General features: G+C 59.8%; 18 protein-coding genes, 3 tRNA genes and 3 rRNA genes. 12 read left to right on the top strand and 12 right to left on the bottom strand.

What is annotated here, in order from left to right; all coding sequences use genetic code 11:
• The first annotated feature begins 19 nt into the window (after positions 1-19).
• Both D1223_RS16630 and D1223_RS16625 read left to right on the top strand, forming a co-directional pair.
• Positions 20-790, top strand: a complete 771-nt coding sequence (locus D1223_RS16630; protein WP_233350062.1) for an ATP-binding cassette domain-containing protein — start codon at positions 20-22, stop codon at positions 788-790.
• Positions 787-2346 (top strand): ABC transporter permease/substrate-binding protein, encoded by a 1560-nt coding sequence (locus D1223_RS16625; protein ID WP_119377480.1) that lies wholly within the window; start codon positions 787-789, stop codon positions 2344-2346. The genes D1223_RS16630 and D1223_RS16625 overlap by 4 nt, the downstream gene beginning before the upstream one ends.
• 57 nt (positions 2347-2403) lie before the next feature.
• Here the strand turns inward: D1223_RS16625 and D1223_RS16620 are convergent, their stop codons facing one another.
• Positions 2404-3204, bottom strand: coding sequence for a PhoH family protein (locus D1223_RS16620; RefSeq protein ID WP_119377479.1), 801 nt, complete (start codon positions 3202-3204; stop codon positions 2404-2406).
• A gap of 246 nt (positions 3205-3450) precedes the next feature.
• Here D1223_RS16620 and D1223_RS16615 point away from each other — a divergent pair, with 246 nt between their 5' ends.
• Positions 3451-3978, top strand: a complete 528-nt coding sequence (locus tag D1223_RS16615; RefSeq protein WP_119377478.1) for a gamma carbonic anhydrase family protein — start codon at positions 3451-3453, stop codon at positions 3976-3978.
• Between the two features lie 3 nt (positions 3979-3981).
• Here D1223_RS16615 and D1223_RS16610 read toward each other — a convergent pair whose 3' ends face one another.
• On the bottom strand, positions 3982-4530 hold the full coding sequence (locus D1223_RS16610; protein WP_119377477.1) for a PAS domain-containing protein: 549 nt from the start codon (positions 4528-4530) through the stop codon (positions 3982-3984).
• Between the two features lie 204 nt (positions 4531-4734).
• On the opposite strand from D1223_RS16610, the gene D1223_RS16605 reads away from it, so the two are divergent.
• Positions 4735-5691, top strand: coding sequence for a hypothetical protein (locus D1223_RS16605; RefSeq protein ID WP_119377476.1), 957 nt, complete (start codon positions 4735-4737; stop codon positions 5689-5691).
• 205 nt (positions 5692-5896) lie between these two features.
• Positions 5897-8461 carry a TonB-dependent receptor gene (locus D1223_RS16600; protein ID WP_119377475.1) on the top strand — a complete coding sequence of 855 codons (2565 nt, stop codon included), beginning with the start codon at positions 5897-5899 and terminating at the stop codon, positions 8459-8461.
• 51 nt (positions 8462-8512) lie between these two features.
• Here the strand turns inward: D1223_RS16600 and D1223_RS16595 are convergent, their stop codons facing one another.
• The 4 genes from D1223_RS16595 to hfaA form a co-directional block, all read right to left on the bottom strand.
• Complete coding sequence (locus D1223_RS16595; RefSeq protein WP_119377474.1) at positions 8513-8902, bottom strand: DUF4345 family protein; 390 nt, start codon at positions 8900-8902, stop codon at positions 8513-8515.
• Between the two features lie 114 nt (positions 8903-9016).
• Positions 9017-10258 (bottom strand): holdfast anchor protein HfaD, encoded by a 1242-nt coding sequence (hfaD, locus tag D1223_RS16590; protein ID WP_119377473.1) that lies wholly within the window; start codon positions 10256-10258, stop codon positions 9017-9019.
• 39 nt (positions 10259-10297) lie between these two features.
• Positions 10298-11296 (bottom strand): holdfast anchoring protein HfaB, encoded by a 999-nt coding sequence (gene hfaB, locus D1223_RS16585; RefSeq protein ID WP_119377472.1) that lies wholly within the window; start codon positions 11294-11296, stop codon positions 10298-10300.
• Positions 11293-11709: a holdfast anchoring protein HfaA gene (gene hfaA, locus D1223_RS16580; protein ID WP_119377471.1), complete on the bottom strand. Its 417-nt coding sequence runs from the start codon at positions 11707-11709 to the stop codon at positions 11293-11295. The genes hfaB and hfaA overlap by 4 nt, the downstream gene beginning before the upstream one ends.
• Positions 11710-11955: 246 nt before the next feature.
• Between hfaA and D1223_RS16575 the strand changes: the two genes are divergently transcribed.
• The 7 genes from D1223_RS16575 to D1223_RS16545 all read left to right on the top strand — a co-directional run bounded on the left by D1223_RS16575 (position 11956) and on the right by D1223_RS16545 (position 18613).
• Positions 11956-12384 carry a CBS domain-containing protein gene (locus tag D1223_RS16575; RefSeq protein WP_119377470.1) on the top strand — a complete coding sequence of 143 codons (429 nt, stop codon included), beginning with the start codon at positions 11956-11958 and terminating at the stop codon, positions 12382-12384.
• A gap of 827 nt (positions 12385-13211) precedes the next feature.
• Positions 13212-14665: ribosomal RNA gene (locus tag D1223_RS16570) — 16S ribosomal RNA — on the top strand.
• 184 nt (positions 14666-14849) lie between these two features.
• Positions 14850-14926: transfer RNA gene (locus tag D1223_RS16565), tRNA-Ile, on the top strand.
• A gap of 55 nt (positions 14927-14981) precedes the next feature.
• Positions 14982-15057 (top strand) — tRNA-Ala (locus D1223_RS16560).
• 284 nt (positions 15058-15341) lie between these two features.
• A 23S ribosomal RNA gene (locus D1223_RS16555) occupies positions 15342-18116 on the top strand.
• Positions 18117-18239: 123 nt separating this feature from the next.
• Positions 18240-18354: ribosomal RNA gene (rrf, locus tag D1223_RS16550) — 5S ribosomal RNA — on the top strand.
• Together the 16S, 23S and 5S rRNA genes with 3 tRNA genes alongside form the textbook arrangement of a ribosomal RNA operon.
• A gap of 182 nt (positions 18355-18536) precedes the next feature.
• Positions 18537-18613 (top strand) — tRNA-Met (locus D1223_RS16545).
• Here the strand turns inward: D1223_RS16545 and D1223_RS19330 are convergent.
• The 6 genes from D1223_RS19330 to trbF form a co-directional block, all read right to left on the bottom strand.
• On the bottom strand, positions 18570-20156 hold the full coding sequence (locus tag D1223_RS19330) for a recombinase family protein (RefSeq protein ID WP_370371246.1): 1587 nt from the start codon (positions 20154-20156) through the stop codon (positions 18570-18572). The genes D1223_RS16545 and D1223_RS19330 overlap by 44 nt on opposite strands.
• Before the next feature lie 195 nt (positions 20157-20351).
• Positions 20352-20663 carry a DUF736 domain-containing protein gene (locus D1223_RS16530; RefSeq protein ID WP_013301538.1) on the bottom strand — a complete coding sequence of 104 codons (312 nt, stop codon included), beginning with the start codon at positions 20661-20663 and terminating at the stop codon, positions 20352-20354.
• 2 nt (positions 20664-20665) lie between these two features.
• Positions 20666-20902: a DUF2274 domain-containing protein gene (locus D1223_RS16525; RefSeq protein ID WP_084393364.1), complete on the bottom strand. Its 237-nt coding sequence runs from the start codon at positions 20900-20902 to the stop codon at positions 20666-20668.
• The gene (locus D1223_RS16520) at positions 20902-22158 is read right to left on the bottom strand and encodes a TrbI/VirB10 family protein (RefSeq protein WP_084393365.1); all 1257 of its coding nucleotides are present in this window, start codon (positions 22156-22158) and stop codon (positions 20902-20904) included. The genes D1223_RS16525 and D1223_RS16520 overlap by 1 nt, the downstream gene beginning before the upstream one ends.
• Positions 22155-23162 (bottom strand): P-type conjugative transfer protein TrbG, encoded by a 1008-nt coding sequence (gene trbG / locus D1223_RS16515; RefSeq protein WP_084393366.1) that lies wholly within the window; start codon positions 23160-23162, stop codon positions 22155-22157. Before trbG ends, D1223_RS16520 begins: the two co-directional genes overlap by 4 nt.
• Positions 23159-23854, bottom strand: coding sequence for a conjugal transfer protein TrbF (gene trbF, locus D1223_RS16510; RefSeq protein WP_035552024.1), 696 nt, complete (start codon positions 23852-23854; stop codon positions 23159-23161). Before trbF ends, trbG begins: the two co-directional genes overlap by 4 nt.

Raw genomic sequence — 23854 nt, 5'->3', positions numbered from 1 at the left:
GAACGCTACCATCGCAGGCATGCTGCTGCGGGCCGACAATCTCACAAAGTCATTTGGCGATACGCGGGCCGTTGACCGGGTGAGTTTTGCGCTGGATGCCGGCGAGACGCTGGCCCTGATCGGCCATTCCGGCTGCGGCAAGACAACCACGCTGAAAATGCTCAACCGGCTGATCGAACCTGATGAAGGGGCGGTCACGCTGGGCGGGGTCGATGCGTTCGGCATGCCGGGGCATGCGTGGCGCCGCCGGATCGGTTTCGTGATGCAGCATGCCGGCCTGTTCCCGCATATGACGGTGGCGGAGAATGTTCTCGTGACGCCGGCCCTTCTGGGTTGGGACGATGAGCGCCAGCAGTCCAAGCTCAACACCTTGCTCGATATGGTCGGCTTGCCGGCGGCAGAATATGCGGGTCGCTATCCGGCCGAACTGTCCGGCGGGCAACGCCAGCGCATAGGCCTGGCGCGGGCATTGGCAGGTGAGCCCGACATCATCCTGATGGACGAGCCGTTTGCCGCCCTCGACCCGCTGACAAAGGACGGGCTGATCGAGGATATCGGAGGGCTGAAGCGCGAGCTTGGCTTCGCTACGGTTCTGGTGACCCACGATTTTGCCGAAGCGCTGCGTCTGGCCGATCGTATCGCTGTGATGAGCGACGGCCGTATCGTGCAGGTCGGCACGCCGGAGGAGTTGATCAGCGCTCCGGCCAGCCCGGTGGTGTCGGATCTCCTGAAAGCCCCGCGCCTGATGGCCGAACGGGTCGGTCGGGCCTTTGAAAGCGGGCAGACATGAGCGGGCTGTTCGCAGAGGAGTGGGCGGTCTTTCCCGGTCACTATGCCGGGCATCTGCGGCTGGCGATGGGCGCGCTGCTGGCGGGGCTGCTTGTCTCGGTGCCGCTTGGCATTCTCTCGGCACGGCGTGAGGCACTGGCCGGTCCGGCGCTGGCGACGGCGAGTGTCGTACAGACCATTCCAGGCCTTGCCCTGCTGGCGCTGATGGTGCCGCTGATGGGCGGCATGATCGGCTTCTGGCCGGCCTTCGCGGCACTGTCGCTCTATTCCATCCTGCCAATGTTGCGAAACACGATTGTCGGGTTGCAGGGCGTCGACGCCGATATTCGCGAGGCAGCGCTGGCGGTCGGCATGACGGCGAGGCAGCGGCTGAAGCAGGTCGACCTGCCCCTGGCGGCACCTGTGATCGTTGCCGGTCTGCGCACGGCGTCGGCCTGGGTGGTCGGCACAGCGACGCTGTCCACGCCCGTCGGGGCACGCAGCCTCGGCAATTATATCTTCCAGGGCCTGCAGACGCGGAACTGGGCCATGGTGCTGTTCGGCTGCCTTGTCTCGGCGGCGCTGGCCCTCGCCCTGGACCAGGTCATTGGGCAGTTCGAAAAGTCCGCGCAGAAACGCTCTCGCGTGCATGCGCTGGCAGGTGTGGCGGGCCTGATGCTTATAGTCGCGCCGGCGCTCTCCGTCTTCGCGTCGGGGCAGGGCGGGCAACGCAGCGCGGCGGCGCCGGGCGAGGTTGCGGCCGCCAGCACGCTGAAAGGCCAGACAATCGTCATCGGCGCCAAGGGCTTTACCGAACAGTACATTCTGGCTGACCTTTTGAAGCGGACCCTCGAGGCCGATGGCGCACGCGTTGAGATCCGCGATGGGCTGGGGACGACGGTCGCCTTCGATGCGCTCGCCAACAATTCCATCGATGTCTATGTCGACTATACCGGTACGATCTGGGCGGCGCTGATGAAGCGCGACGAGCCGGTCCAGCGCTCGGCCATGTATGCGCGCGTCACGGCCTGGCTGCTGAATGAGCGTGGCGTGATGGCGGCGGGTAAGCTCGGGTTCGAGAATGCTTACGCGCTTGCGACCAGCCGGGAGACGGCGGCCGAGCATGATCTTGAGACAATCGCCGACCTGTCGGGCCTCGACATCTCCATTGCCAGTGATCCTGAATTCTTCGGACGCTCGGAATGGACGCGCACACGTTACGCATACGGCCTGCAGTCGCTTCAGACCCGCAGCATGGATTCGGCCTTTATGTATGATGCGGTGAAGGGCGGCGAGGTGGGGCTGATCACCGCCTATACGACCGACGCGCGGATCGATGCGTTCGATCTCGTCCTGCTGGAGGACACGCGTGCGATCCTGCCGCCTTATGACGCCTTCCTGCTACTCTCACCGCGGGCCGGCGAGAACGAAGCGTTGCTGAACGCGCTGGAGCCGCTTCAGGGCGCAATCGATACCGGTTTGATGCGCCGGGCGAATGGGAAAGTCGACATGGAGCGCCAGAGCGTGAGCGAGGCTGGCGCATGGCTACATGGGCGGGTGTTTCAACCGGTCGAATAGAAAACGGGCGGCCCGAAAGCCGCCCGCCTGTTTCTGGCCTTTCCTTGCTGATTGGACCTAAAGAACGTCGAGCATTTCCGCGACGAGCGGGTGGCGGACTATGTCCTTGCCTTCGAGATAGATCACTTCGGCGTCGGAAAGGCCCTGGAGCTTTTCCGCCGCTTGGGCGAGGCCGGACAGGGACGGCAGCAGGTCCGACTGGGCCGGGTCGCCGGTAACGGCCATTGTGGAGTGCCAGCCAAGCCGGGTCAGCAGCATCTTCAGCTGTGTATAGGTGCAGTTCTGCGCCTCATCGATGACCACGAAGGCATTGTTGAGCGTCCGCCCGCGCATGAAGCCGATCGGCGCGATCTCGATCAGGCCCTCGGCCATCATGTGCTTGAGCTGCTGCGGCGAGAGCCGGTCTGCGAGCGCATCGTACAGGGGGCGAAGGTATGGCGCGAGCTTGTCTTCCATCGCGCCGGGAAGAAAGCCGATCTGCTCGCCGGCTTCAACGGCTGGCCGCGACAGGATGATCCGGGCGACCTTGCCCTTCTGGAGCGCCTCGACGGCCTTGCAGATGGCGAGATAGGTCTTGCCCGTACCCGCCGGCCCGAGGGCGCAGACCAGCGACTTGGTCTCGAGAGCCGTCATGAGGCGTGCCTGGTTCTCCGAGCGCGGCTTGATGTTCTTCTGGTAGCGCTGGTCGCGCGGCGTGTTCGGGTTCCTCACCTTCTCGGCATCGTCTGGATGCCACCCGCCCTGAATGGCGTACAGCCGTGCCTCGCTGCGCGATTTTCCTCCCATTTCCTCGAAGAAGCCCATCGCTTCCAGTTCGGCATTGGCTTTCTGACGCTTGGCAGAGGCTCTTTTACCCATGTGAGGATCTCCTTTTTGGGTACAAAAAAACCGCCGGGCGAAAGCGCGCGGCGGTGGCGGGAAAACGGGAAGAGGAGGCATCGGGCCCGCGGGACGGGCCGGGTGGTGTGTCTGGCAGAGACGGTCTGGGGACCATCGGCACTTGCCTCCCGAATCTCTCAACCATTAGAGGTTACCAGTATTAAGCGAGCCTTAACCAGACCATTCCGCTTGCGAAATTTCTATGACAGGGAAAGGATTTCAAACATGGCACTTTTCGAGCTCGATGGCGTAAAACCGGTCACGCCCGAAAGCGGCAACTTCTGGGTGGCCGACAATGCGACCGTCCTCGGCCGGGTGATTCTCAAGGAAAATGCGAGCGTCTGGTTCAATTGCGTCCTGCGCGGGGACAATGACCCTATCGAGATTGGCGAGAATTCCAACATTCAGGACAGCTGCGTGCTGCACACCGACCACGGCGTCCCGCTGACGATCGGCAAGGATGTCACGGTCGGCCACATGGTCATGCTGCATGGCTGCACGATCGCGGACGAAACGCTGATCGGGATCGGCTCGACCATCCTCAACGGGGCCAGGATTGGCCGCAACTGCATCATCGGGGCACATTCCCTGATCCCCGAAGGCAAGGAGATACCGGACAATTCCCTGGTCATGGGCGCGCCGGGCAAGGTCGTGAAGCAGCTGACGCCCGAACAGGTCGCGCTGATCAAGGCCTCTGCGCAGGGCTATGTCGCCAACTGGAAACGGTTCAAAGCGGGGCTGAAGCCGCTCTAGCGTTCAGTCGTTGCTGGCGACGAGTTTCACGCGCGGTTCGGGTTCACGGACATCCGGCGGGAAGATCGCGGTCACGCGGTGGCGCCAGACGGGCCGGCCTTTCAGCCGATGGTCGCCGCCAAGGGTCTGATAGAGTCCAAGCACGCGCGGGCCGCCATCCATTTGGGCAGGCTGGGCAAGCGGGGCGAGGATCAGTTCGACGTCGATCCGCTCACCGGTGAGGTTCTCGGCGCAGGCGCGGACGATGGCCGGCTGACGTTCCAGCACGGCGGACTTCAGCACGAGGCCCAGCATGTCCCGGTCGGGGCCGGTCCAGAATCCCAGGAAATTATAGTCGGCCAGCTGACGGCCGAGCGAAGTTTCGATCTGCGCGCCGGCGGTACGGAATGCCCAGTCACTTTCGCCTGCGTCCTGGATAACGAACAGGCGGGAAATGAGATCGGGATGGTCGCGGGTTTGCGGCCCGTCGATGCCATCGGTGGAATCTGTATGCATGCGCTGCCAGGCTGACAGGAGAGTCAGGCTGTTGGGATGAAGGGTCGTGTCCAGCATTTAGCGGTGCTCTTGCTCTTTATATTCATCACGTTGGTTGGCACGGCCTCCCAGCCGCAGCGATCCCCACGTCGCAATACCCGGGCCAGCTGCATTCCCTTTGCAGGCGATGGCGTGTCGCGCGGCTGTTTCATTTTTCCCGGCTCGGGGGAGAAACGGCACGGAAGATGCATCCTGTCAGGGGAATTGCCACGGAGATCTGGTATGCGCGTCTCAACTCGGAACATTCTTGCGGCTGCTGCAGGCCTGACAACGGTCATTGCGCTTGGAAGCGCTGCATTCGCCGGTGGTGGAAGCGGCTGCAACACCTGTGCAGCGCCGCCGCCACCGCCGAGTTACACACCCCGGGACAACGCGCCATGCTGCACGGCGGGCCGCCAGCACGGTGTGCATGTGCCAGGCGTGAACATTGGCGGGCCGAATATCTCGATCACAGGGTCGAATGTGAATGTGGGTGGTGGACGCCTGCACATCTCCGGCGAGACCTATCTGAATGTTAATGCAGGCGCATCCGCCTCCAGCGAGGTCTATGCCTATGCTGGCGGCGGTGGTGGCTTCTCCGGGCCGGCGCCGGTTGCGACGTCCGCGATCGATGGGCTGAACGTCGTCGGTAGCGGCGAGACCTACACCGAAACCGTGACCGAGCAGGTGCCGACGCTTGAGGAATACTGCGTCGACGAGATCAGCTATCGCGAAGTGCGCATGGCCGTTCAGGCGGTCTGCCTGGACGATACGGGCGCGCCCCATCCGGCTTCCCAGGTCGAATCCGGCCAGTCTGTACCCGGTGATTATCGCGGCGAGATCTATCGCTGCATGGCCGGCACGCGCATGCAGGTCACGCTTGGGTCTGTCGAGAATGGCGAGGCCAATTTCGACCACGGACAGACCATGGCCTGCGCAAAAGGCGAGGCGCTTGTCCAGACGGCGGGCGGCGAACTGGCCTGCAAGCCGCAGATCCCGCAACGCAACTGTAATGAACGATCGCTGCTGCGCCGCTATGGTCCCGGCATCAAGGTCGTGCAGACCCGCCGCGCCGAGAAACAGTGTGTTCCGCAGCAGCGCACCGTCATGAAGACGGTTTCACGCGAAGTTGAGCGGGTCCGCGAGTCGGCGCCCAAGCCGATGGTCTTCGACGGCGGCGTTGGCCAGGGCGTTTACTGATCGAAGAACACTTCAACATCACGTGAAACTGCAATGCCCCGCTTTCTAGCGGGGCTTTTTTTTGGTCCTGTTCCGGAGCGAGGTACAGCTGATTCGCTGTGTCGCAGCCTTGGTACCTTGCAACCATGCATGGCTTCGTGACAACTTTGATAGAGCCTGTCCCAGGCTCAAACCATAATAAAACAAACAGATCAGGAGACGTGAGATGAAGTTGGCTCCCAGAACTTCGAATTCGACATATTCTTTCAAGACCGCACTTTGCCTCGGTGTCGGGCTTGGGGTTGTGATGGCCGCCGCGCCTGTCGCTGCCGCCCAGACGGCCGATGCTGCCGAGGCCTCGGCGCAGGAAGAGCAAGGCCAGGACGCCCAGCGCCGGCTGAACGCTGTGGTTGTCGAGGCAACGCGCCGCGAAGGGGTGACCGTCCAGGACGTGCCGGTATCGGTCACCGCATTTGACGCTGCCTTGCTGGACGATACCGGCGTTGCCCGGCTCAACGATCTTGAGCAGATCGCGCCGTCCATCCAGGTGTCGCAGACCGAGTCGGCGGCATCCGGGACGAGTATCTCCATCCGCGGTATCGGTACCGGTGCGAACAATCCGGGCTTCGAGCCGGCCGTTGGTGTCGTGATTGACGGCGTTTACCGCACGCGCACGGGTATTGCGCTTTCGGAGCTGCCTGAACTGGCCGGCATCGAAGTCCTGCGCGGGCCGCAAGGCACGCTGTTCGGGCGCAACACGTCTGCCGGTGTCGTCTCGATCAATACCGCCAAGCCGCAATGGGATCCGGAAGCAAGCCTGACGGCAGGTGTCGGCAATTACGGCATGTACAGCGCCGAAGCCTCGGTGACCGGTCCGATCTCCGATACGATGGCGGCCCGTGTCGATGTCAAGCGCCGGGTGCGCGACGGCTATATCGATGACGTCAATTCCGACCGTGAGTTCAACAATCTCGACCGCTTCCTGATGCGCGGCCAGCTGCTCTTCGAACAGGACGATGCGAGCCTTCGCCTGATCGCCGATTATGGCAAGACCGATGAAGACTGCTGCATCGGTGTGAACCTGATCCAGGGACCGACGGCTGCTGCGGTGAACGGCGCTGCCGCTCTGGCCGGGCTTCAGGGTTTCGCAGACGCCAGCCCGGACGACTACAAGGTCGCGCTTTCGCCCAACCGTCCGATCTCTGACGATGTCGAGGAGTGGGGCGTATCGGCCGAGTATCGCAACCGTTTCGGCACGATGAACTTCACCTCGATCACCGCCTATCGCGACTGGCAGGCCATTCGTGATCAGGACATCGACTTTTCGGGTATCGACCGCGCCTATCGCGATGGCACGGAGATCACCGACAAGGTGTTCACGCAGGAGTTCCGCCTGCAGGATACCTATGGCCCGCTCGACTGGCTCGTCGGTGCGTTCTACATGAATGAGGAGCTTGGCTATAGCGACACGATCCGAGTCGGCACCCAGGCCAATCTGTACACGGACTTCATTTCGGCCGGCGCAACCGGTGGGCAGCTGTTCGGTTCTCTGCCGGGCGTTCCGCCGCTGCTTGGTTACGTGAACCCGGCGACCGGCGCGCCGACACTCCCGACGGCGCCGGGCGCCGTGCCGTTCTTCCTGCCGCAATTCTTTGACGGTGCAGGCCAGAACAATGACGATTTCGAGGTGAAGACGAATGCTGCTGCGCTCTTCACGCACAATGAAATCGCGCTGACGGACAAGCTGACCGCGACGATCGGTGCGCGCGTCAATTACGAGGAAAAGGATATCGAGTACGACCTCAACTCGACTGTTCCCTCGTGTGATTTCTTCCTCAACAACCCGGCAGGCGGGGCGGTTGTCCAGAACCTTATCGCCAGCGGGGCAGGCAGCCTCGTCCTGCTGTCGTGTAACCCGGCTGTGAATACCGAGTACAACGGCACCGACAGCGACAGTTTCGATGAAACAACGGTCACCGGCACAGCCAAGCTGGCCTATGCCTTCACGCCGGATTTCATGTCGTACGTGTCCTATTCGCGCGGCTTCAAGGCCGGCGGCTACAACCTCGACCGTTCGGGCTTTGACAGCGTGCTGTTTGGTGGCGATGGCGCCCAGCCATCCGACCTGCAATTCGATTCAGAGACGGTCGACAGCTATGAGCTCGGCTGGAAGGCGAGCTTCGACCAGATCGCAGCGACCCTCAACGGTGCCATCTTCTTCCAGGAGGTTGCCGACTTCCAGGAGAACGTCTTCACGGGCACGAATTTCCGCGTCCTGAATTCGGACGTCGAAAGCTACGGCCTCGAACTGGACGGTTCGATCCAGCCGGTTGACGGGCTGACGCTGCAGGCCGGCTATGCCTACACAAAGGCCGAACGTAAGACGCAGCTTCGCACCCCGCGTGGCGACGGCACGTTCGACATCCTTGCGGAGTCGGGGGTCCAGCTTTCCAACACGCCGGAACATGTGCTGACGGCATCAGGAACCTATCTTTACGATATCTCGCCTGACCTGCGCGGTCTGTTCCACCTCAACGCCCGCTACAATTCGGAAACGGCGACGTCCGATTCCACGCGCGGGATCGCTGACAATGATGCCTATGCGCTGTTCGGCGCGCGTGTCGGCATCCAGGCGGCAGACGGCGGCTGGGAGTTCTCGGTATTTGGTGAGAACATCACCGACGAGTACTACAACCTCGCTTCGTTCAACGTGCCTGAGCAGACCGGCACGGTTGCCGTCTATCCGGGCCTGCCGGCGATGTACGGCGCGGAGTTCAAGGTGAACTTCTAGGGCGACACCCAAAGACATTCAGAAAGCCCCGCCAAACCGGCGGGGCTTTTTTTATGGCGTCCGGCGCTCGCTGGCGCGCAGGGCGAAGATCGTCACGATAAAGCTCAGCACTTCAAAACCAGCAAAGAACCAGCCGCTGAAGGTCGGGCTGTCGCCAATGATCAGGGAGGTCATCCGCGCCAGCGTGTATCCGCCCATATAGACCAGCAGGACAAACAGGGCCGGGCGCTGGAATGCGGCTGGGCGCAGGGCACCGGCGGCCGTCATGGCGGCCATGCCGAGGCTGACGCCGCCAAAGATGCCGCGCATCTCGAAGGCCGCGTTCGGACCGCTGACCGTCACGTCCAATTGGCTGGTCATGCCAAGCGGATCTGCGAGCGACCAGGCGCCGAAGGCGAGAAACATGAGGGCCATGAAGGCCAGGAAGAGACGTATAAGCATGAATGCCAATCTAGATCGCTCGCGCACGCTGGCCAGATACAGAAAAACCCCTGCCGGGTGCGAGGGGGGCAGGGGTTTCTCCGGGATCGGCAGATCCACAACCGGAAGAGCTGACTACTCTCCGGCTGATTGCAATGTGGCCGAGTTGCCGATGGCGGTGGCCGATCCGTAGATGCCGTTGCCATAGACGCTAGTCGCCTGGCCGTAGGCGTAAACCTGGCCACTATTCGTCTGGTTGATGCGGCCGCCGACGGCGGCATCGCTGCAATAGTTGCAGACCGTTGCGGTCGCGGCATTGCCGATGGAGGTCGCCGAGACCATGCCCGTGCCGCCCACCCAGGACTGCCCGGAGAAGCTGGCCTGGCTGCCGACGGTGCCGTCATTGGTCTGGTTGGCATAGATCGCCGTGTCGGAGCCGACATTGGAAATCAGGGCCGAATTGCCGACGCCATAGGACGATGCGGTCGCATAGCCGGACCAATGGTCGAGGGTGACATAGGTCTGGGCGTCGATGTCGGCGCCATTGCGCTGCTCGACCGGTTCGCCTTCCTGTCCAAGCGATGCATAGCCCCATTCATTGTAGACAGTGGCTGAGTTGCCGAACGCATTCGTCACCGCGCTGACATTGTTGCCGTCATTCATATAGACGTCGGTCGCGGCCTGCACGGACGAGCCAGCGGCGGTTTCCTGCTGGACCCGGTTGATGTTCGTACTGGTGTAGCCGGTCGAAGACGTCGCATTGGCGCCGGCGGACGTGGCGAAGCTGGCATAATAGCCGTCGCAGCACATGTCCGCGTCGGTTTCAGCGATCACATCGGCCGAGCTTTGCTGGACCTGGCTGGCGTCGCTTTCCCCATAATTGTTGTCAGTGCTGGACACGTTGGCGATGGCTGTCGTCGCCGAAGCCAGCTCGCTTGCGCCGAGCAATTCGATATCGGTGTAGGCTTCGACCAGGCCGGACGCGGTCTGGTCAGCGTAGTATGCGTTCGATCCGTAATCTGTCCCGCCCTGGGAGGCGTTGCCATAGGATGTGGTCGTCGCGACAGCCGTGCCGGCGGAATAGCCGCGCAGGCGATTGGTCGCTGTCGACCGGGCATCGAAAGTCTGTGTGATCTCGCTGGAGACATCCCCGGAAATCCGCAACGCCGCGGCAGTGTTGCCGAGCGACGTCGCGGTCGAGACGGCTGCACCTGTGCTTTCGGGGACATACACATCCATGTCGGCCCAGACATCATTCAGCTGGAGCTGATTGATCGCGCCTGCCTCCGGATCGCTGTCCTGGGCGCTTGCTGAGCCCGCGCCGAGGGCGAGAGCGAGGGCCGCGGCCAGTGTAAGTCTGTTGGTGGACCTGATCATGCCGGTCTCCTTGAAGTGTCAGCCGGAGCTGCTCTTGTCCTAGTTGCGGCCGCGCAGGTTCGGATCGCGCTTGTCGTGCCAGGCGGCGACCTGTTCGCGTGACGGGCCGTTATAGTCCTCGAGCGAGCCGCCAAAGGGTTCGAAGTCGCCCGTTGTGCCATTCGTGGAGATCGCGCCGACGGTTGCATCGCAGATCTGGCTGGATGGGACGGCATAGAGATTGGCCATCATTTCCAGGACGGCGCGTTCGATGACCGAGCGCACGGCCAGCTGGATCGGCTCCTGGGCGCGGCCGCCGACGCCGACGTCGAACACGTTGCCATTGGCGAAATCGAAGATGCCGAGCGAAACCTCGCGGCCGATGATCTGCTTCTGGTAGGAGATCACATCGACGACTTCGAGCGTTTCGGTATCAACGAGGCGAAGATCGAGGCCGACATTGATGACGTAGAGCTTGCCGCCGAAGGAGCCTTTCGGGTCCATCGCATCGGTGTCGCCGACGAAGGCTTCGGCGCCAACTGAACGAATATTGTAGTTCAGCTCGGTGATGCCGCCGACGAGATAGAAGTCGGAGCCAGGAATGGAGCCGGCCGTGATCTTGCGGAAATTGTCCGGCTGTTCGTCACCGATCAGCTTGTTGTTTGCGTATTTCAGTTCGAGCTCGGAAACCGAAGTATCGAATCGCTCAACCAGGCGTGCGCCGGATTTGGCGAAAGCGGAAATCGCCATCAGGGACGCGCCCTGCGTAACGCGGCGGCCGCCTTCGAGGTCAGCCTTGCCTGTATAGTCGAGAATGCGGCCAACGGCGATGCGCGGGGCGCGGTAGCCGGACTGGCGGGCATAGTGGCCCATGCAGACCAGCCCATCAGAGTAAGGCGTCGGATTGGCGGTCACGGGTGCATTGCCGATCGGCTTGGCGTACTGCCCGCTCGGTCCGGCGACGGGTGACACGCAGCCTGCAGCCAGGAAGGCTGCCGAAATGACCGCGCCGAAGATGCTCTTGCGGGCCGATTTCTTTTCTCCGGTCAGGACATTCATTGGAGGTCGAGCTCCCCGTTCAGGACCACGGTCTGGTCGCCATTATTGATCTGTGTCGAATCGATGATCACCGTATTGTAGTTGCCGGTGGTGATCACATTGAGCTGGTTGCCGACAGCGGTCCCTGTGCCGATCATGCCGGCGGCACCTTCAGTCTGGCCCCAGCCGGTGTAGAGACCCGAGCCGAGACCGGTGCCGCCCTCGAGAAGGCCGTTGACGATGACGCGGTTGCCACTGGCGTCACGACCGGCCGCAGAAAAAGGCTGCGATTCCTGGCCGAAGCCGAAACCGTAAGGACGCTCGAATTCGGAAACCGTCGAAGCGGCCTGGGCTTCGGCTTGCGGAACGACGGCGATAGCCGTCAGGGCCGCCAGGCCGAGAAGTCCTGTAATGGAGTCAGTATTGAATTTCATCTGCCGATCCCTTTTGGGGCTGTTTGCGGAAGATGGTTGCAATGGGTGTGCCAGTTCAGGGGAGTGGTTCGTCCCATTTTCGCGCCTGTGGGGAACAAGGCAGCAGGGAATTTGAGGCCTGATGATACGCCTTGCAGGCGAGTCCTGTCCCAAACCGGCACGCGCCGGGCCGATTCGCGATGCTTCTTCGCGCGTGCGCCCACGTGTGATAGGATGACGCAACGATAAAAAACCGGGAGGATGTCCATGCTGATAGAGCAGATTCTGAAGACCAAGGGCGGTGACGTCACAATCATCAAGGCCGATCACACACTCGCTGAGGCGGCGAGGATTCTGGACGAGGCTCGAATCGGAGCCGTGGTTGCGATGAATGGCGATCAGCTGGCCGGCGTCCTGTCGGAGCGTGATATCCTGCGTCAGGTTGCCCGGCACGGCGCATATGCGCTTCAGATGACGGTCGAGAACTCGATGACCCGCGGCGTGATCACCGCAACGCCCCAGGAGACGATCGATCAATGCCTCGGCCGGATGACTGACCGGCGCATCCGTCACTTGCCAGTTCTCCGGGATGGCAGGCTTGCCGGCATCATTTCCATTGGCGATCTGGTGAAGTGGAAGATCGAGGAGCACAAGGCTGAGGCCGACGCCATGGCCGAGTACATCAAGGGGGGCTGAAGAAATCCCCCGTCAGGCGATATTTCTGCTTGCCAAACGGCACGAACAGATTGTATATGGCCGGTTCCATCAGAAACGCCTCTGTCTTTGCGGGGCCGGTTGATATCGGCTCGGTGAGGCAGCGTTTTGCGCTAAAATTGCGGGAAACGGCTTTGCTGCCATTATCCTGCAGAGAAGTGCAGAAGGGTTGTTGACGGAAGATGGGGTGGCGAATAGAAGCCGCTCTCCTTCTGAAAGGACCCGCCGGAAACACGGGGTTGCTTGCAGCCTTGGCCTTCCGGTTTGTGCTTTAAATTCTGCGGTTCGGGTGCTCATGCACCACCAACTGCAGAGGGTGCAGAACAGGGTGTTGACGGAGTTCTGGCTGGCTCATATATGCCGCCACTCTCCTGAGACGCTCACCGGTCGAGACGGTGCCCAAGGGCACTATCGAATGAGCCGGTTCTGCGCTGAAAATTGCAGGTTTCGCGGTTCGCTGCGATCTTCTGCAGAAAGCGCAAAAAAGGGTGTTGACGGGGGAAAGGGTGGCCCATATAAGCCGCCACTTCCGGCGCGGGGCAGACTGCTCCAGACCGGGCCGGGCCAAGCGCCCAGCTGTTTGACATCGCAGGGATTAGGAAGAGAAACGCAGGCGGCATGAATTGCTTGCGGAGCCTCAGGCTCCACGACGATCATGACGAATGCGTTTCAAGTGAAATACCTTTTCATAATATGACCGGTTTCGGCCGGTTAGTTTGTGATGAGGGTTTCTCGTCAAAACGCAAAATTGCAATCAGCAATTCTCCGTCCGGTTTTCCCCGGATGGATTTCGTCAGAGATCGGACACTCAACCTGAGAGTTTGATTCTGGCTCAGAACGAACGCTGGCGGCAGGCTTAACACATGCAAGTCGAACGACATAGTGGCAGACGGGTGAGTAACGCGTGGGAACGTGCCCTTTACTACGGAATAGCTTCTGGAAACGGAAGGTAATACCGTATACGCCCTTCGGGGGAAAGATTTATCGGTGAAGGATCGGCCCGCGTTAGATTAGATAGTTGGTGGGGTAATGGCCTACCAAGTCTACGATCTATAGCTGGTCTGAGAGGATGATCAGCCACACTGGGACTGAGACACGGCCCAGACTCCTACGGGAGGCAGCAGTGGGGAATCTTGCACAATGGGCGAAAGCCTGATGCAGCCATGCCGCGTGAATGATGAAGGCCTTAGGGTTGTAAAATTCTTTCGCCAGGGATGATAATGACAGTACCTGGTAAAGAAGCCCCGGCTAACTTCGTGCCAGCAGCCGCGGTAATACGAAGGGGGCTAGCGTTGTTCGGAATTACTGGGCGTAAAGCGCGCGTAGGCGGGCTGTTAAGTCAGATGTGAAAGCCCGGGGCTCAACCCCGGAACTGCATTTGAAACTAGCAGCCTAGAGACCAGGAGAGGTTAGCGGAATACCGAGTGTAGAGGTGAAATTCGTAGATATTCGGTGGAACACCAGTGGCGAAGGCGGCTAACTGGACTGGTACTGACGCTGAGGCGCGAAAGTGTGGGGAGCAAACAGGATTAGATACCCTGGTAGTCCACACCGTAAACGATGAATGCTAGTTGTCTGCGCGCATGCGTGCAGGTGACGCAGCTAACGCATTAAGCATTCCGCCTGGGGAGTACGGCCGCAAGGTTAAAACTCAAAGAAATTGACGGGGGCCCGCACAAGCGGTGGAGCATGTGGTTTAATTCGAAGCAACGCGCAGAACCTTACCCGCGTTTGACATGCCCTGTTTGGTTACCAGAGATGGTTTCCTTCATTTAGTTGGCAGGTGCACAGGTGCTGCATGGCTGTCGTCAGCTCGTGTCGTGAGATGTTGGGTTAAGTCCCGCAACGAGCGCAACCCTTATCCTTAGTTGCCAGCACGTCTGGGTGGGCACTCTAAGGAAACTGCCGGTGCTAAGCCGGAGGAAGGCGGGGATGACGTCAAGTCCTCATGGCCCTTACACGCGGGGCTACACACGTGCTACAATGGCAGTGACAATGGGATAATCCCCAAAAGCTGTCTCAGTTCAGATTGTCCTCTGCAACTCGAGGGCATGAAGTTGGAATCGCTAGTAATCGTGGATCAGCATGCCACGGTGAATACGTTCCCGGGCCTTGTACACACCGCCCGTCACATCATGGGAGTTGGTTCTACCCGAAGACTGTGCGCTAACTTCGGAGGCAGCAGGCCACGGTAGGATCAGCGACTGGGATGAAGTCGTAACAAGGTAGCCGTAGGGGAACCTGCGGCTGGATCACCTCCTTTCTAAGGATGCTTTCTGACAGTCCGGCTTCGGCTAGGCTTCGAAAGCTCTTATAGACATAGCTGCAGAGCTTGCTCTGACAGCAAAACATATGCGGTAGTTCGTGCCGTCTTCGTTTCTCTTCCTTCATTCGCCGTACCGGCCAGCTGGGCGGCATAGTTCAGCGAGCCCCCGGGTCCTGGTTAAGGGCCGGTAGCTCAGGTGGTTAGAGCGCACGCCTGATAAGCGTGAGGTCGATGGTTCAACTCCATCTCGGCCCACCACGACCCAGAGGGAGTGCGCCGGGCCCTATGCCATAGCCGAACAGTTCTGGTGTTAGGGGCCTTAGCTCAGCTGGGAGAGCGCCTGATTTGCATTCAGGAGGTCAGCGGTTCGATCCCGCTAGGCTCCACCAGGTCTTGTGGCGAATGAAAGAAGTTCAAGAGTTTCCGGATCTCGTATCCGGGATGTTTGTAAATCGTGAGGGAAAGACTGATCCGGCTCGTATCGCCGCTCGGCTCGAATTTATTCGGGTCTGGTGATGCCAGCTTCAGCCGAACAACGTGGGTGTCATAGGAGTATGACATAACAGCCCGCGCCAAAGGGTCAGTCTGCAAGAAACCAACATGTCTGATCTGAAATATGTGTAGCGGATGCGAGCGCCTAGTGCGTTCACCTCCGCACACGAGTTTCGAATGAGATCAAGCGTCAAAAGGGCATCCGGGGGATGTCTTGGCGGTAAGAGGCGATGAAGGACGTGGCACTCTGCGATAAGCTGCGGGGAGATGAGAGCAATCTTTGATCCGCAGATTTCCGAATGGGGAAACCCATCTCCGAGATGAAGGACTATTGGCTCGCTTAGGCGGGCCCGTTGTCTTTCATTTCACTAGTGAGATATTTCACACTGAATACATAGGTGTTGAAAAGCAAACCCGGGGAATTGAAACATCTAAGTACCCGGAGGAAAGGACATCAATTGAGACTCCGTTAGTAGTGGCGAGCGAACGCGGACCAGGCCTGGTCTGAAACAAGGAGAATGAGCTGGGAAGCTCAACCAAAGTGGGTGATAGTCCCGTATCCGTAAAATGAAGACCTTTTAGAGTAGGGCGGGACACGTGAAATCCTGTCTGAACATGGGGGGACCACCCTCCAAGCCTAAGTACTCCTTACCGACCGATAGTGAACCAGTACCGTGAGGGAAAGATGAAAAGCACCCCGACGAGGGGAGTGAAACAGTACCTGAAACCGGATGCCTACAAGCAGGTGGAGCCCTTCGGGGTGACACCGTACCTTTTGTATAATGGGTCAGCGACTTAGTGTTGCGTGCAAGCTTAAGCCGTTAGGTGTAGGCGTAGCGAAAGCGAGTCTGAATAGGGCGACCGAGTACGTAGCATTAGACCCGAAGGCAAGTGATCTATGCATGGGCAGGCTGAAGGTGGGGTAACACCCACTGGAGGGCCGAACCGTTGTACGTTGAAAAGTACTCGGATGACCTGTGCCTAGGGGTGAAAGGCCAATCAAACTTGCTGATAGCTGGTTCTCCGCGAAATCTATTTAGGTAGAGCGTCAGATGAATACTCCAGGGGGTAGAGCACTGGATGGGCTAGGGGGACTCACCGTCTTACCAAACCTTACCAAACTCCGAATACCTGGAAGTACTATCTGGCAGACACACGGCGGGTGCTAACGTCCGTCGTGAAGAGGGAAACAACCCTGACCACCGATTAAGGTCCCCAAATTATAGCTAAGTGTGAAAGGATGTGGGGTTGCTTTGACAATGAGGAGGTTGGCTTAGAAGCAGCCATCCTTTAAAGAAAGCGTAACAGCTCACTCATCAAGCGACCCTGCGCCGAAAATGTAACGGGGCTAAAGCTATATACCGAAATCGTGGGCTCCATTGGAGCGGTAGCGGAGCGTTCTGTAAGCCTGTGAAGGTGTCCTGTGAGGGATGCTGGAGGTATCAGAAGTGAGAATGCTGACATGAGTAGCGATAAAGAGGGTGAGAGACCCTCTCGCCGAAAGTCCAAGGGTTCCTGCGTAAAGCTAATCTGCGCAGGGTTAGCCGGCCCCTAAGGCGAGGCCGAAAGGCGTAGTCGATGGGAACACAGTTAATATTCTGTGGCCTGGGAGTGTGTGACGAATTTCGAAAGTTGTATCCCCTTATTGGATTGGGGGTGCAGCCTGGAAGTTCCTGGAAATAGCCCTCCCGCAAGACCGTACCCTAAACCGACACAGGTGGACTGGCAGAGCATGCCAAGGCGCTTGAGAGAACGATGCTGAAGGAACTCGGCAAATTACCTCCGTAACTTCGGGAGAAGGAGGCCTCATACTGGGCAACCAGCTATGAGGGGCACAGACCAGGGGGTTGCGACTGTTTATCAAAAACACAGGGCTCTGCGAAGTCGCGAGACGACGTATAGGGTCTGACGCCTGCCCGGTGCCGGAAGGTTAAAAGGAGGAGTGCAAGCTCCGAATTGAAGCCCCGGTGAACGGCGGCCGTAACTATAACGGTCCTAAGGTAGCGAAATTCCTTGTCGGGTAAGTTCCGACCTGCACGAATGGCGTAACGACTTCCCCACTGTCTCCAGCATCGACTCAGCGAAATTGAATTCCCCGTGAAGATGCGGGGTACCCGCGGTCAGACGGAAAGACCCTGTGAACCTTTACTGCAGCTTTGCTGTGGCATCATAAAGTGTATGTGTAGGATAGGTGGGAGGCTTTGAAGCTTGGGCGCCAGTCTGAGTGGAGCCGTCCTTGAAATACCACCCTTATTCTTTGTGATGTCTAACCGCGCCCCTGGATGGGGCCGGGACCCAGCATGGTGGGCAGTTTGACTGGGGCGGTCGCCTCCTAAAGAGTAACGGAGGCGCGCGATGGTAAGCTCAAGACGGTCGGACATCGTCTGTTGAGTGCAATGGCATAAGCTTGCCTGACTGCGAGAGTGACAACTCGAGCAGAGACGAAAGTCGGTCATAGTGATCCGGTGGTCCCGAGTGGAAGGGCCATCGCTCAACGAATAAAAGGTACTCCGGGGATAACAGGCTGATGATGCCCAAGAGTCCATATCGACGGCATCGTTTGGCACCTCGATGTCGGCTCATCACATCCTGGGGCTGGAGCAGGTCCCAAGGGTTCGGCTGTTCGCCGATTAAAGTGGTACGTGAGCTGGGTTCAGAACGTCGTGAGACAGTTTGGTCCCTATCTGCCGTGGGTGTTGGAAACTTGAGAGGATCTGTCCTTAGTACGAGAGGACCGGGATGGACATACCTCTGGTGGACCTGTCGTGGCGCCAGCCGCGCAGCAGGGTAGCTATGTATGGACGGGATAACCGCTGAATGCATCTAAGCGGGAAACCCACCTCAAAACCAGGTTTCCCTTGAGAGCCGTTCTAGACTAGGACGTCGATAGGCTGGGTGTGGAAGCGCGGCGACGCGTGGAGCTAACCAGTACTAATTGCTCGATAGGCTTGATCTTGCGAAGCTTCGTGTGTGGTGGTGAACGTACCAGCACACTTGCTTTCAGATCGAAAACACCGACCTACCAAGTGGTAACAAGTGAACATGTTGGTTCTTTCGCTCCATTGCCCGTTTCCGCCGACCCGGTGGTTATGGCAGGGGTTCCCCACCCGATCCCATTCCGAACTCGGTCGTTAAGTCCCCTCGCGCTGATGGTACTGCATCTTTAGATGTGGGAGAGTAAGTCGCTGCCGGGTCTGCTGAAACGGGCGGTGAAGCGAACACACTAATCCTTGCAGACAAGTCTTTCCTTCACAATTTCCGCCTCCGGGCGGGACGTGGCCGGCCGTCAATGCCGGTTCGCGATTTGTCCGGCCCCTCGTGGCCGGATTTGTGTTTTCGGGGCCGCGCATCTATGTGTTGTTCCGGCAAAAGCTGACGCGGGATGGAGCAGTCCGGTAGCTCGTCAGGCTCATAACCTGAAGGTCGCAGGTTCAAATCCTGCTCCCGCACCCATCATAAGAGTAGTTTGGCCGTCCTGAGAAATCAGGGCGGCCAAATCGCCTTTTATAACAAGGTTATAGCCGCTCTCATTTTTGCGCGGCTCAAGGCAAATCCGTTGGATGGTCTTCCTCAAGACGGATCGGACCTCGTCAGCATCCGGAGACGGGTCCGAAACCACTTCCACAAGTGAGCCGATAAGCTCGGCATAGAGCTCGCCCGCGTTCGGATGAACGCTCACAACGGGCTCGCTGCCCATTGCCGCAAGTTTGCCCTCGTTTTCGACTTTTTCTGCTTCCAGGGCGACCAGCTTTTGCTTGAGGGCAGTGGTCGCGACTCCTTCAGCAATCGCATCGACAATCCGGTCGATACGCCTGCCGGCTTCAGCGATAGCCTTCTCAAGCTGAAACCGCTCGCTCCCAGTCGCCTTTTGTTGACGAACGAGTTCTGCGTGAAACTCGCGTGCGGCCGCCTTCTGCGCGTCCGGATGAAGCAGAGCGTTGTTCAGTCCTGCAAGGACGCGTTCTTCCAGTTCTTTGGCCGCAATGGTTCGATTGTTCGAGCAGGTACCCTTCTCGCGCCTTGTCGAGCAACCGTACCTGTTCTGAGAGACAATCGACATTGGACCGCCGCACACAGTACATTCCAGAAGCCCCGACAGGAGCCGTGTTGGCCGCTTCGCTCCACCACGTTTGCGGGAGTGCCTTTGTTGGCGAAGCTTCACAGCCTGCCAGAGTTCATTATCAACAATCCGAAGGTCCGGCACCTCATTGATGACCCATTCGCTTTCGGGGTTTGCCCGCATACGCTTCTTGCCGGAGAAGGGATCCGTGACCTTATGCCTGCGGTTCCAGATGCGGCGACCGATATAGAGTTCGTTGTTCAGGATGCCGTTGCCGGCATGCACCTGTCCATTGATCGTTGAGGCGCGCCAATCTGAACCGCGCGGTGCTGCGACACCTTCCTGATTCAACATGGCCGCGATGCTTCGCGGAGATTTTCCTTCAACGAACAGACGCATGATCCGTCTGATGGTCTCAGCTTCTTCGTCGTTGATGGTCAGGATGCCATTCTGTTCACCCGGTAGGATGTCGTAACCGTAGCAATGTCCTCCGGCCGATCTACCTGAATTCACAACACCAGTCTGACCGCGGCGCGTCTTCTTCGCCAGATCGCGCAGGAACATCTCATTCATCACGCCCTTGAAGCCGACATGCATCGAGTCGACTTCTCCTTCGGAAAGCGTGACGATCGACACGCCGTGAAAGGCGAGGATCTTGTAGATTGTGGCTGTGTCGGCTTGGTCGCGGGAAATGCGGTCGAGCGCCTCTGATACAACGACATTGAAGTGACCGTTCGCGGCGCCCCTAATCAGTTCCTGTATACCGGGGCGCGTAACCATTGCGCCGCCCGAGATCGCGCGGTCTGAATAGACGACGGTTTCGGTCCAGGATTTCTGTTCTAGGTGTTGTCGGCAAAGAGCAATCTGGTCTTCGATTGAACGAATAGACTGAAGGTCCGACGAGTAGCGGGCGTAGATGGCGGCTTTTAGGGTCATGACCCTTTCCGATATGCCAACCTCGCATGATATCGCGCAAGCGCTTCGGCGAGATCAATCGCCCAAGATGGGGCTATTTCCCCAGAAAATTCGTCCTCGGGAGGTTCAGTTGGCTTCGCGATCGCCTTTGGAAGGCGACCGCGAGACACGAGTTTGGGGTATTTGCGGTTCACGGTCCGATAGGCAGAAGCTGATCTAGTTCAGCTTCTGACGGTTCCAGACCAGCACGCCGCTGCCATCTTCTTCCTTCTCGAAAAAGGCAGCTCTCAGTGGCTTCTCGAACCCCGGATCATCCAGCTTGACGGCCAGGTATGGAGTTTCGCCATCCTTGCTTTCCTCGCGCCAGGCGGCGCCGAGTTCTGCGCCTCCGGCGAAGATCCGATAGTCCGGGCCGCCTTCGGCTTTCTCGGTCACCGGGACCATCTGGGCTTTCACATTGATTGTCATGGTCCGGATCGTCCCGGTCCATTTGCCATCCTTCTGGCTGAAGGTGCCAATTGTCGCCATTGCTATTCTCCTTTGCTGGCTCTGGCATGAAGGGCCTTGCGGGCCCGCTTGAACCCGGCATCCGATGCGAGGAAGGTTTCCAGCATGACAGGAACCAGGGTTTCGGGTTTCTCTTCGGCGCCATAGGTCTCGGCATAGATCGCCGCATAGTCGGCAAGCGCGGACGCGAGATCGGGTTCAACAGAGAGGGTCAGTTTGACCGGCGTGCGATCCGGCAGTTGGGCAATGCGAAGGCTCATCAGCGGCCTCCCTGAGAATAAGGCCGCAGCACGAGATCACGCGTCACGATGACCCGCACCGGCCAGCCGGGCCGGATACGAAGGGTCGGCTGGATGCCGAGGTTGCGATCAACGACGCGCTCCCCGGCCTCAGACACGCTGTCGCCGAACCCGCGCCGTATGGCACGTTCGATATCATCCTCGTCTGATCCTAGTTCCGCGCCGATGCCGAGAACGGTCGCAAGACCAGCGGCGACAAATACCCGGTCCCAGTGATGGTCTGTGCGGTCAGAAAGGCCCGCAAAACCCCGCTTGTCTGCGGCAGGTTCAGATATCTGCACAGAACTGCCATCCGGGAAGATCATTCGGTCCCAGATCAATAGTGCGCGCTGCTGGCCGAATGAGATTTCGGACTGGTAGCGCCCGATCAGCCGGGTACCCTGCGGAATGAGAAGATAAGCTCCGGTGACGGTGTCATAGACCGGCTGGGTGACCTGCCCGATGACCGAACCTGGCAGATCCGAGTTGAGGCCTGTCACAAGCGAAGCCGGGATAAGCGTGCCCGCCATGACCTGGTAGGGCGAGACCGGTGTCTCGAGATCATGCGGGTTGTAAATCGCCCCATCGCGTGCCTCGTCCGCGAAGGCGATCTTGCGGGCTTGCAAGTTGTCATCCTTACCTGGACCTGTCGGCAAGGCACCGGCGCTTTGGCTAGCGAGCGCCAGCAGCTCAGAGCCGAACGAGGCCGGAACTCCGGCAGACGGCAGGGATGCCGGCCCGATGCTCGGCCCAGCGCCAATGTCAAAGAATACGGAGGATTTGCCCGCTGCGTCGGCAAGCTTAGCCGCGACAAGACGTTCGGCCCGAAGGGCTTCATCTTCAGGCGAGGGCCTGAAATCATCCGAGGCTGCGACATCCCACTCCGGATCGAGCCCCCATTCGCGTTCCTCCGAAACCACTGTCCCGCCGAGGTCGCCGGCCATGGGTGCGCCAAGCTTTGGCGTTCCGGGCGACGGCGTCCAGGTCGCATACGACGAGGGAAGTTCTGCCAGTCCATCCGGCGCGCGCTTCGTGGCCGTGTTGTAAAGTTCCTGGCGATCCGCGGGATCGGCGGCCTTGGGCGGATCGAGCGCAATGGAGGCGGCAGCAAAAAGCCCCAGCACACCGAGCCCGGCGCCGACCATCAGGACTTTCCGGTTGATCCGTGTGACGGGTCGCGGCCGCGCGCGCAGTTTCAGGGCATCGGCCTGCTGCGGGAAAGGGGCTGGCTCGCTCATCCCTTGCTCCCGAACAGGCTCGCGAGACCAGACCTCGGTTCGCGTTTGCGGATCCGCACCACGGTCTGGGATTTCTCACCAAGGCGAAGCTCAGCGGCCCGGAAGAGATGATCGACAATGTAGTAATTGCCCTTGAGGCGATAATTGACGAGTTCGGCCTCGCCAGAAACGCCAAGGACAAAGAGGGGCGGGGCCTCCATGGTCGACAACCCTTCCGGCATCTGGATGAAAACCTGCCGCCCATCATCGAACACGCGGACGGGTCGCCAGTCTGGACGGTCACCATCGATCAGGTAATCAAAGTCCAGCCGGTCGAGTGCAACACCCGGCATGATTGATGTCTCTTCCCGTGCGAGCGCTACGCTGTTGCGAGAGATGAGTTGCGAGAGCTCGTCGGCCGGATAGCGCCAAGACAACGCCGCCATATAGGTGCCGTCACCGCTCTCCAGTTCCAGATGATAGGTCCGCCGGTCTGTCGCAATCATGAGATTGGTCGAGAGGCCGGCGCCGATCGGTTTGACCAGAACATGTGCGCGTGCTGTTCCGCCTGAACCGGAGGATGTATCTCCCACAATCCAGCGCACCGTATCGCCAGCCGAGACAGAGACCAGCGTCTCGCCGGGCTGCAGCGCAATGTCGGAGACCTGTCCCGGCGCGGCATACAATCTGTACAGCGCCCCTTCTGTATAGGGATAGACCTGAATGGCATTTACATAGCCGTCCACGGACGGTTCGATCCGGGCTTCTGATGTGCCCTTGCGGATCGTCTCGGAGGGCGAGGTATAGACACGGGTTACCGTGCGCTTGACCCCGTCGACCGGTTTCATCTGGCCGGGAAGCGGCAAAGGTGTTGGTGTTTCGACGATCTCGACAGGACGGGGCTCTGCGTCCTCGACCTGCGCGGCGGCGACAAACAGTTCCGGCTCGATCGGCGCGGCCTCCGGAACGCTGGCGCAGGCGGTGGCAAGGGCAAGTGTGGATACCAGTGTGAGAGTGCGGATCATGGGTTGTCTCCTGTGACAAGGTCTTCGCCCCAATTGAGGCTGTGGATGTAGAGGCCGAGCGGGTTGGCGCGGAGCGTCGGCGCATCGCGCGGCGGGGAGTGGATCAGGGTGAAGAGGCCGGTGAACCGTTTGACGCCGGTCAGCGCGCCATTCTCGTAGGTCTTCTCAAGCCAGCGCGCCTGGAAGGACTCGTCCGAGACGCGGACGACACTTACGACATCGACACTGCGCGAGCGACGTCCGATCTCGGCGAAGGGGTCATTGTCGCGGGCATAATCGCTGAGCGTGATGGCGGCCTTGTCGGTCACATAGTCATAGGCCGCCAACCAGTTCTGCCGGACAATGACCGGATCGATGGAAAGACTGCGGACATCGGAGATGAAGTTGGCGAGGTGATGGGCGACTTGCGCATCGGTCGGGTCGTAATTGGCGAGGGCAGGGCCGACGGCTTTCACAGAGCCTGTGTCGTCCACTTCGACCACATATGGCGTCACTGTGGATTGCAGGCTGCGCCAAACAAGGGCGGCTGAAGAGGCCGTCAGAAGGACCAGCAACCCGAGTGCCATCAGCCGCCAGTTCCTGGCCTGTACGCGGGCAGATCCGATCCGGTCATCCCAGATCTGGCCGGCTTTCTGGTAAGGCGTTTCGGGATGCGGGCTTTGCCCGTAATGGGTGGAAGTTCGCCTGAACAT

The organism is Henriciella mobilis, assembly GCF_003576285.1.
GTDB lineage: Bacteria > Pseudomonadota > Alphaproteobacteria > Caulobacterales > Hyphomonadaceae > Henriciella > Henriciella mobilis.
Note: the sequence above shows the minus strand (reverse complement) of the source record. Positions and strands in the feature narration are given on the sequence as shown.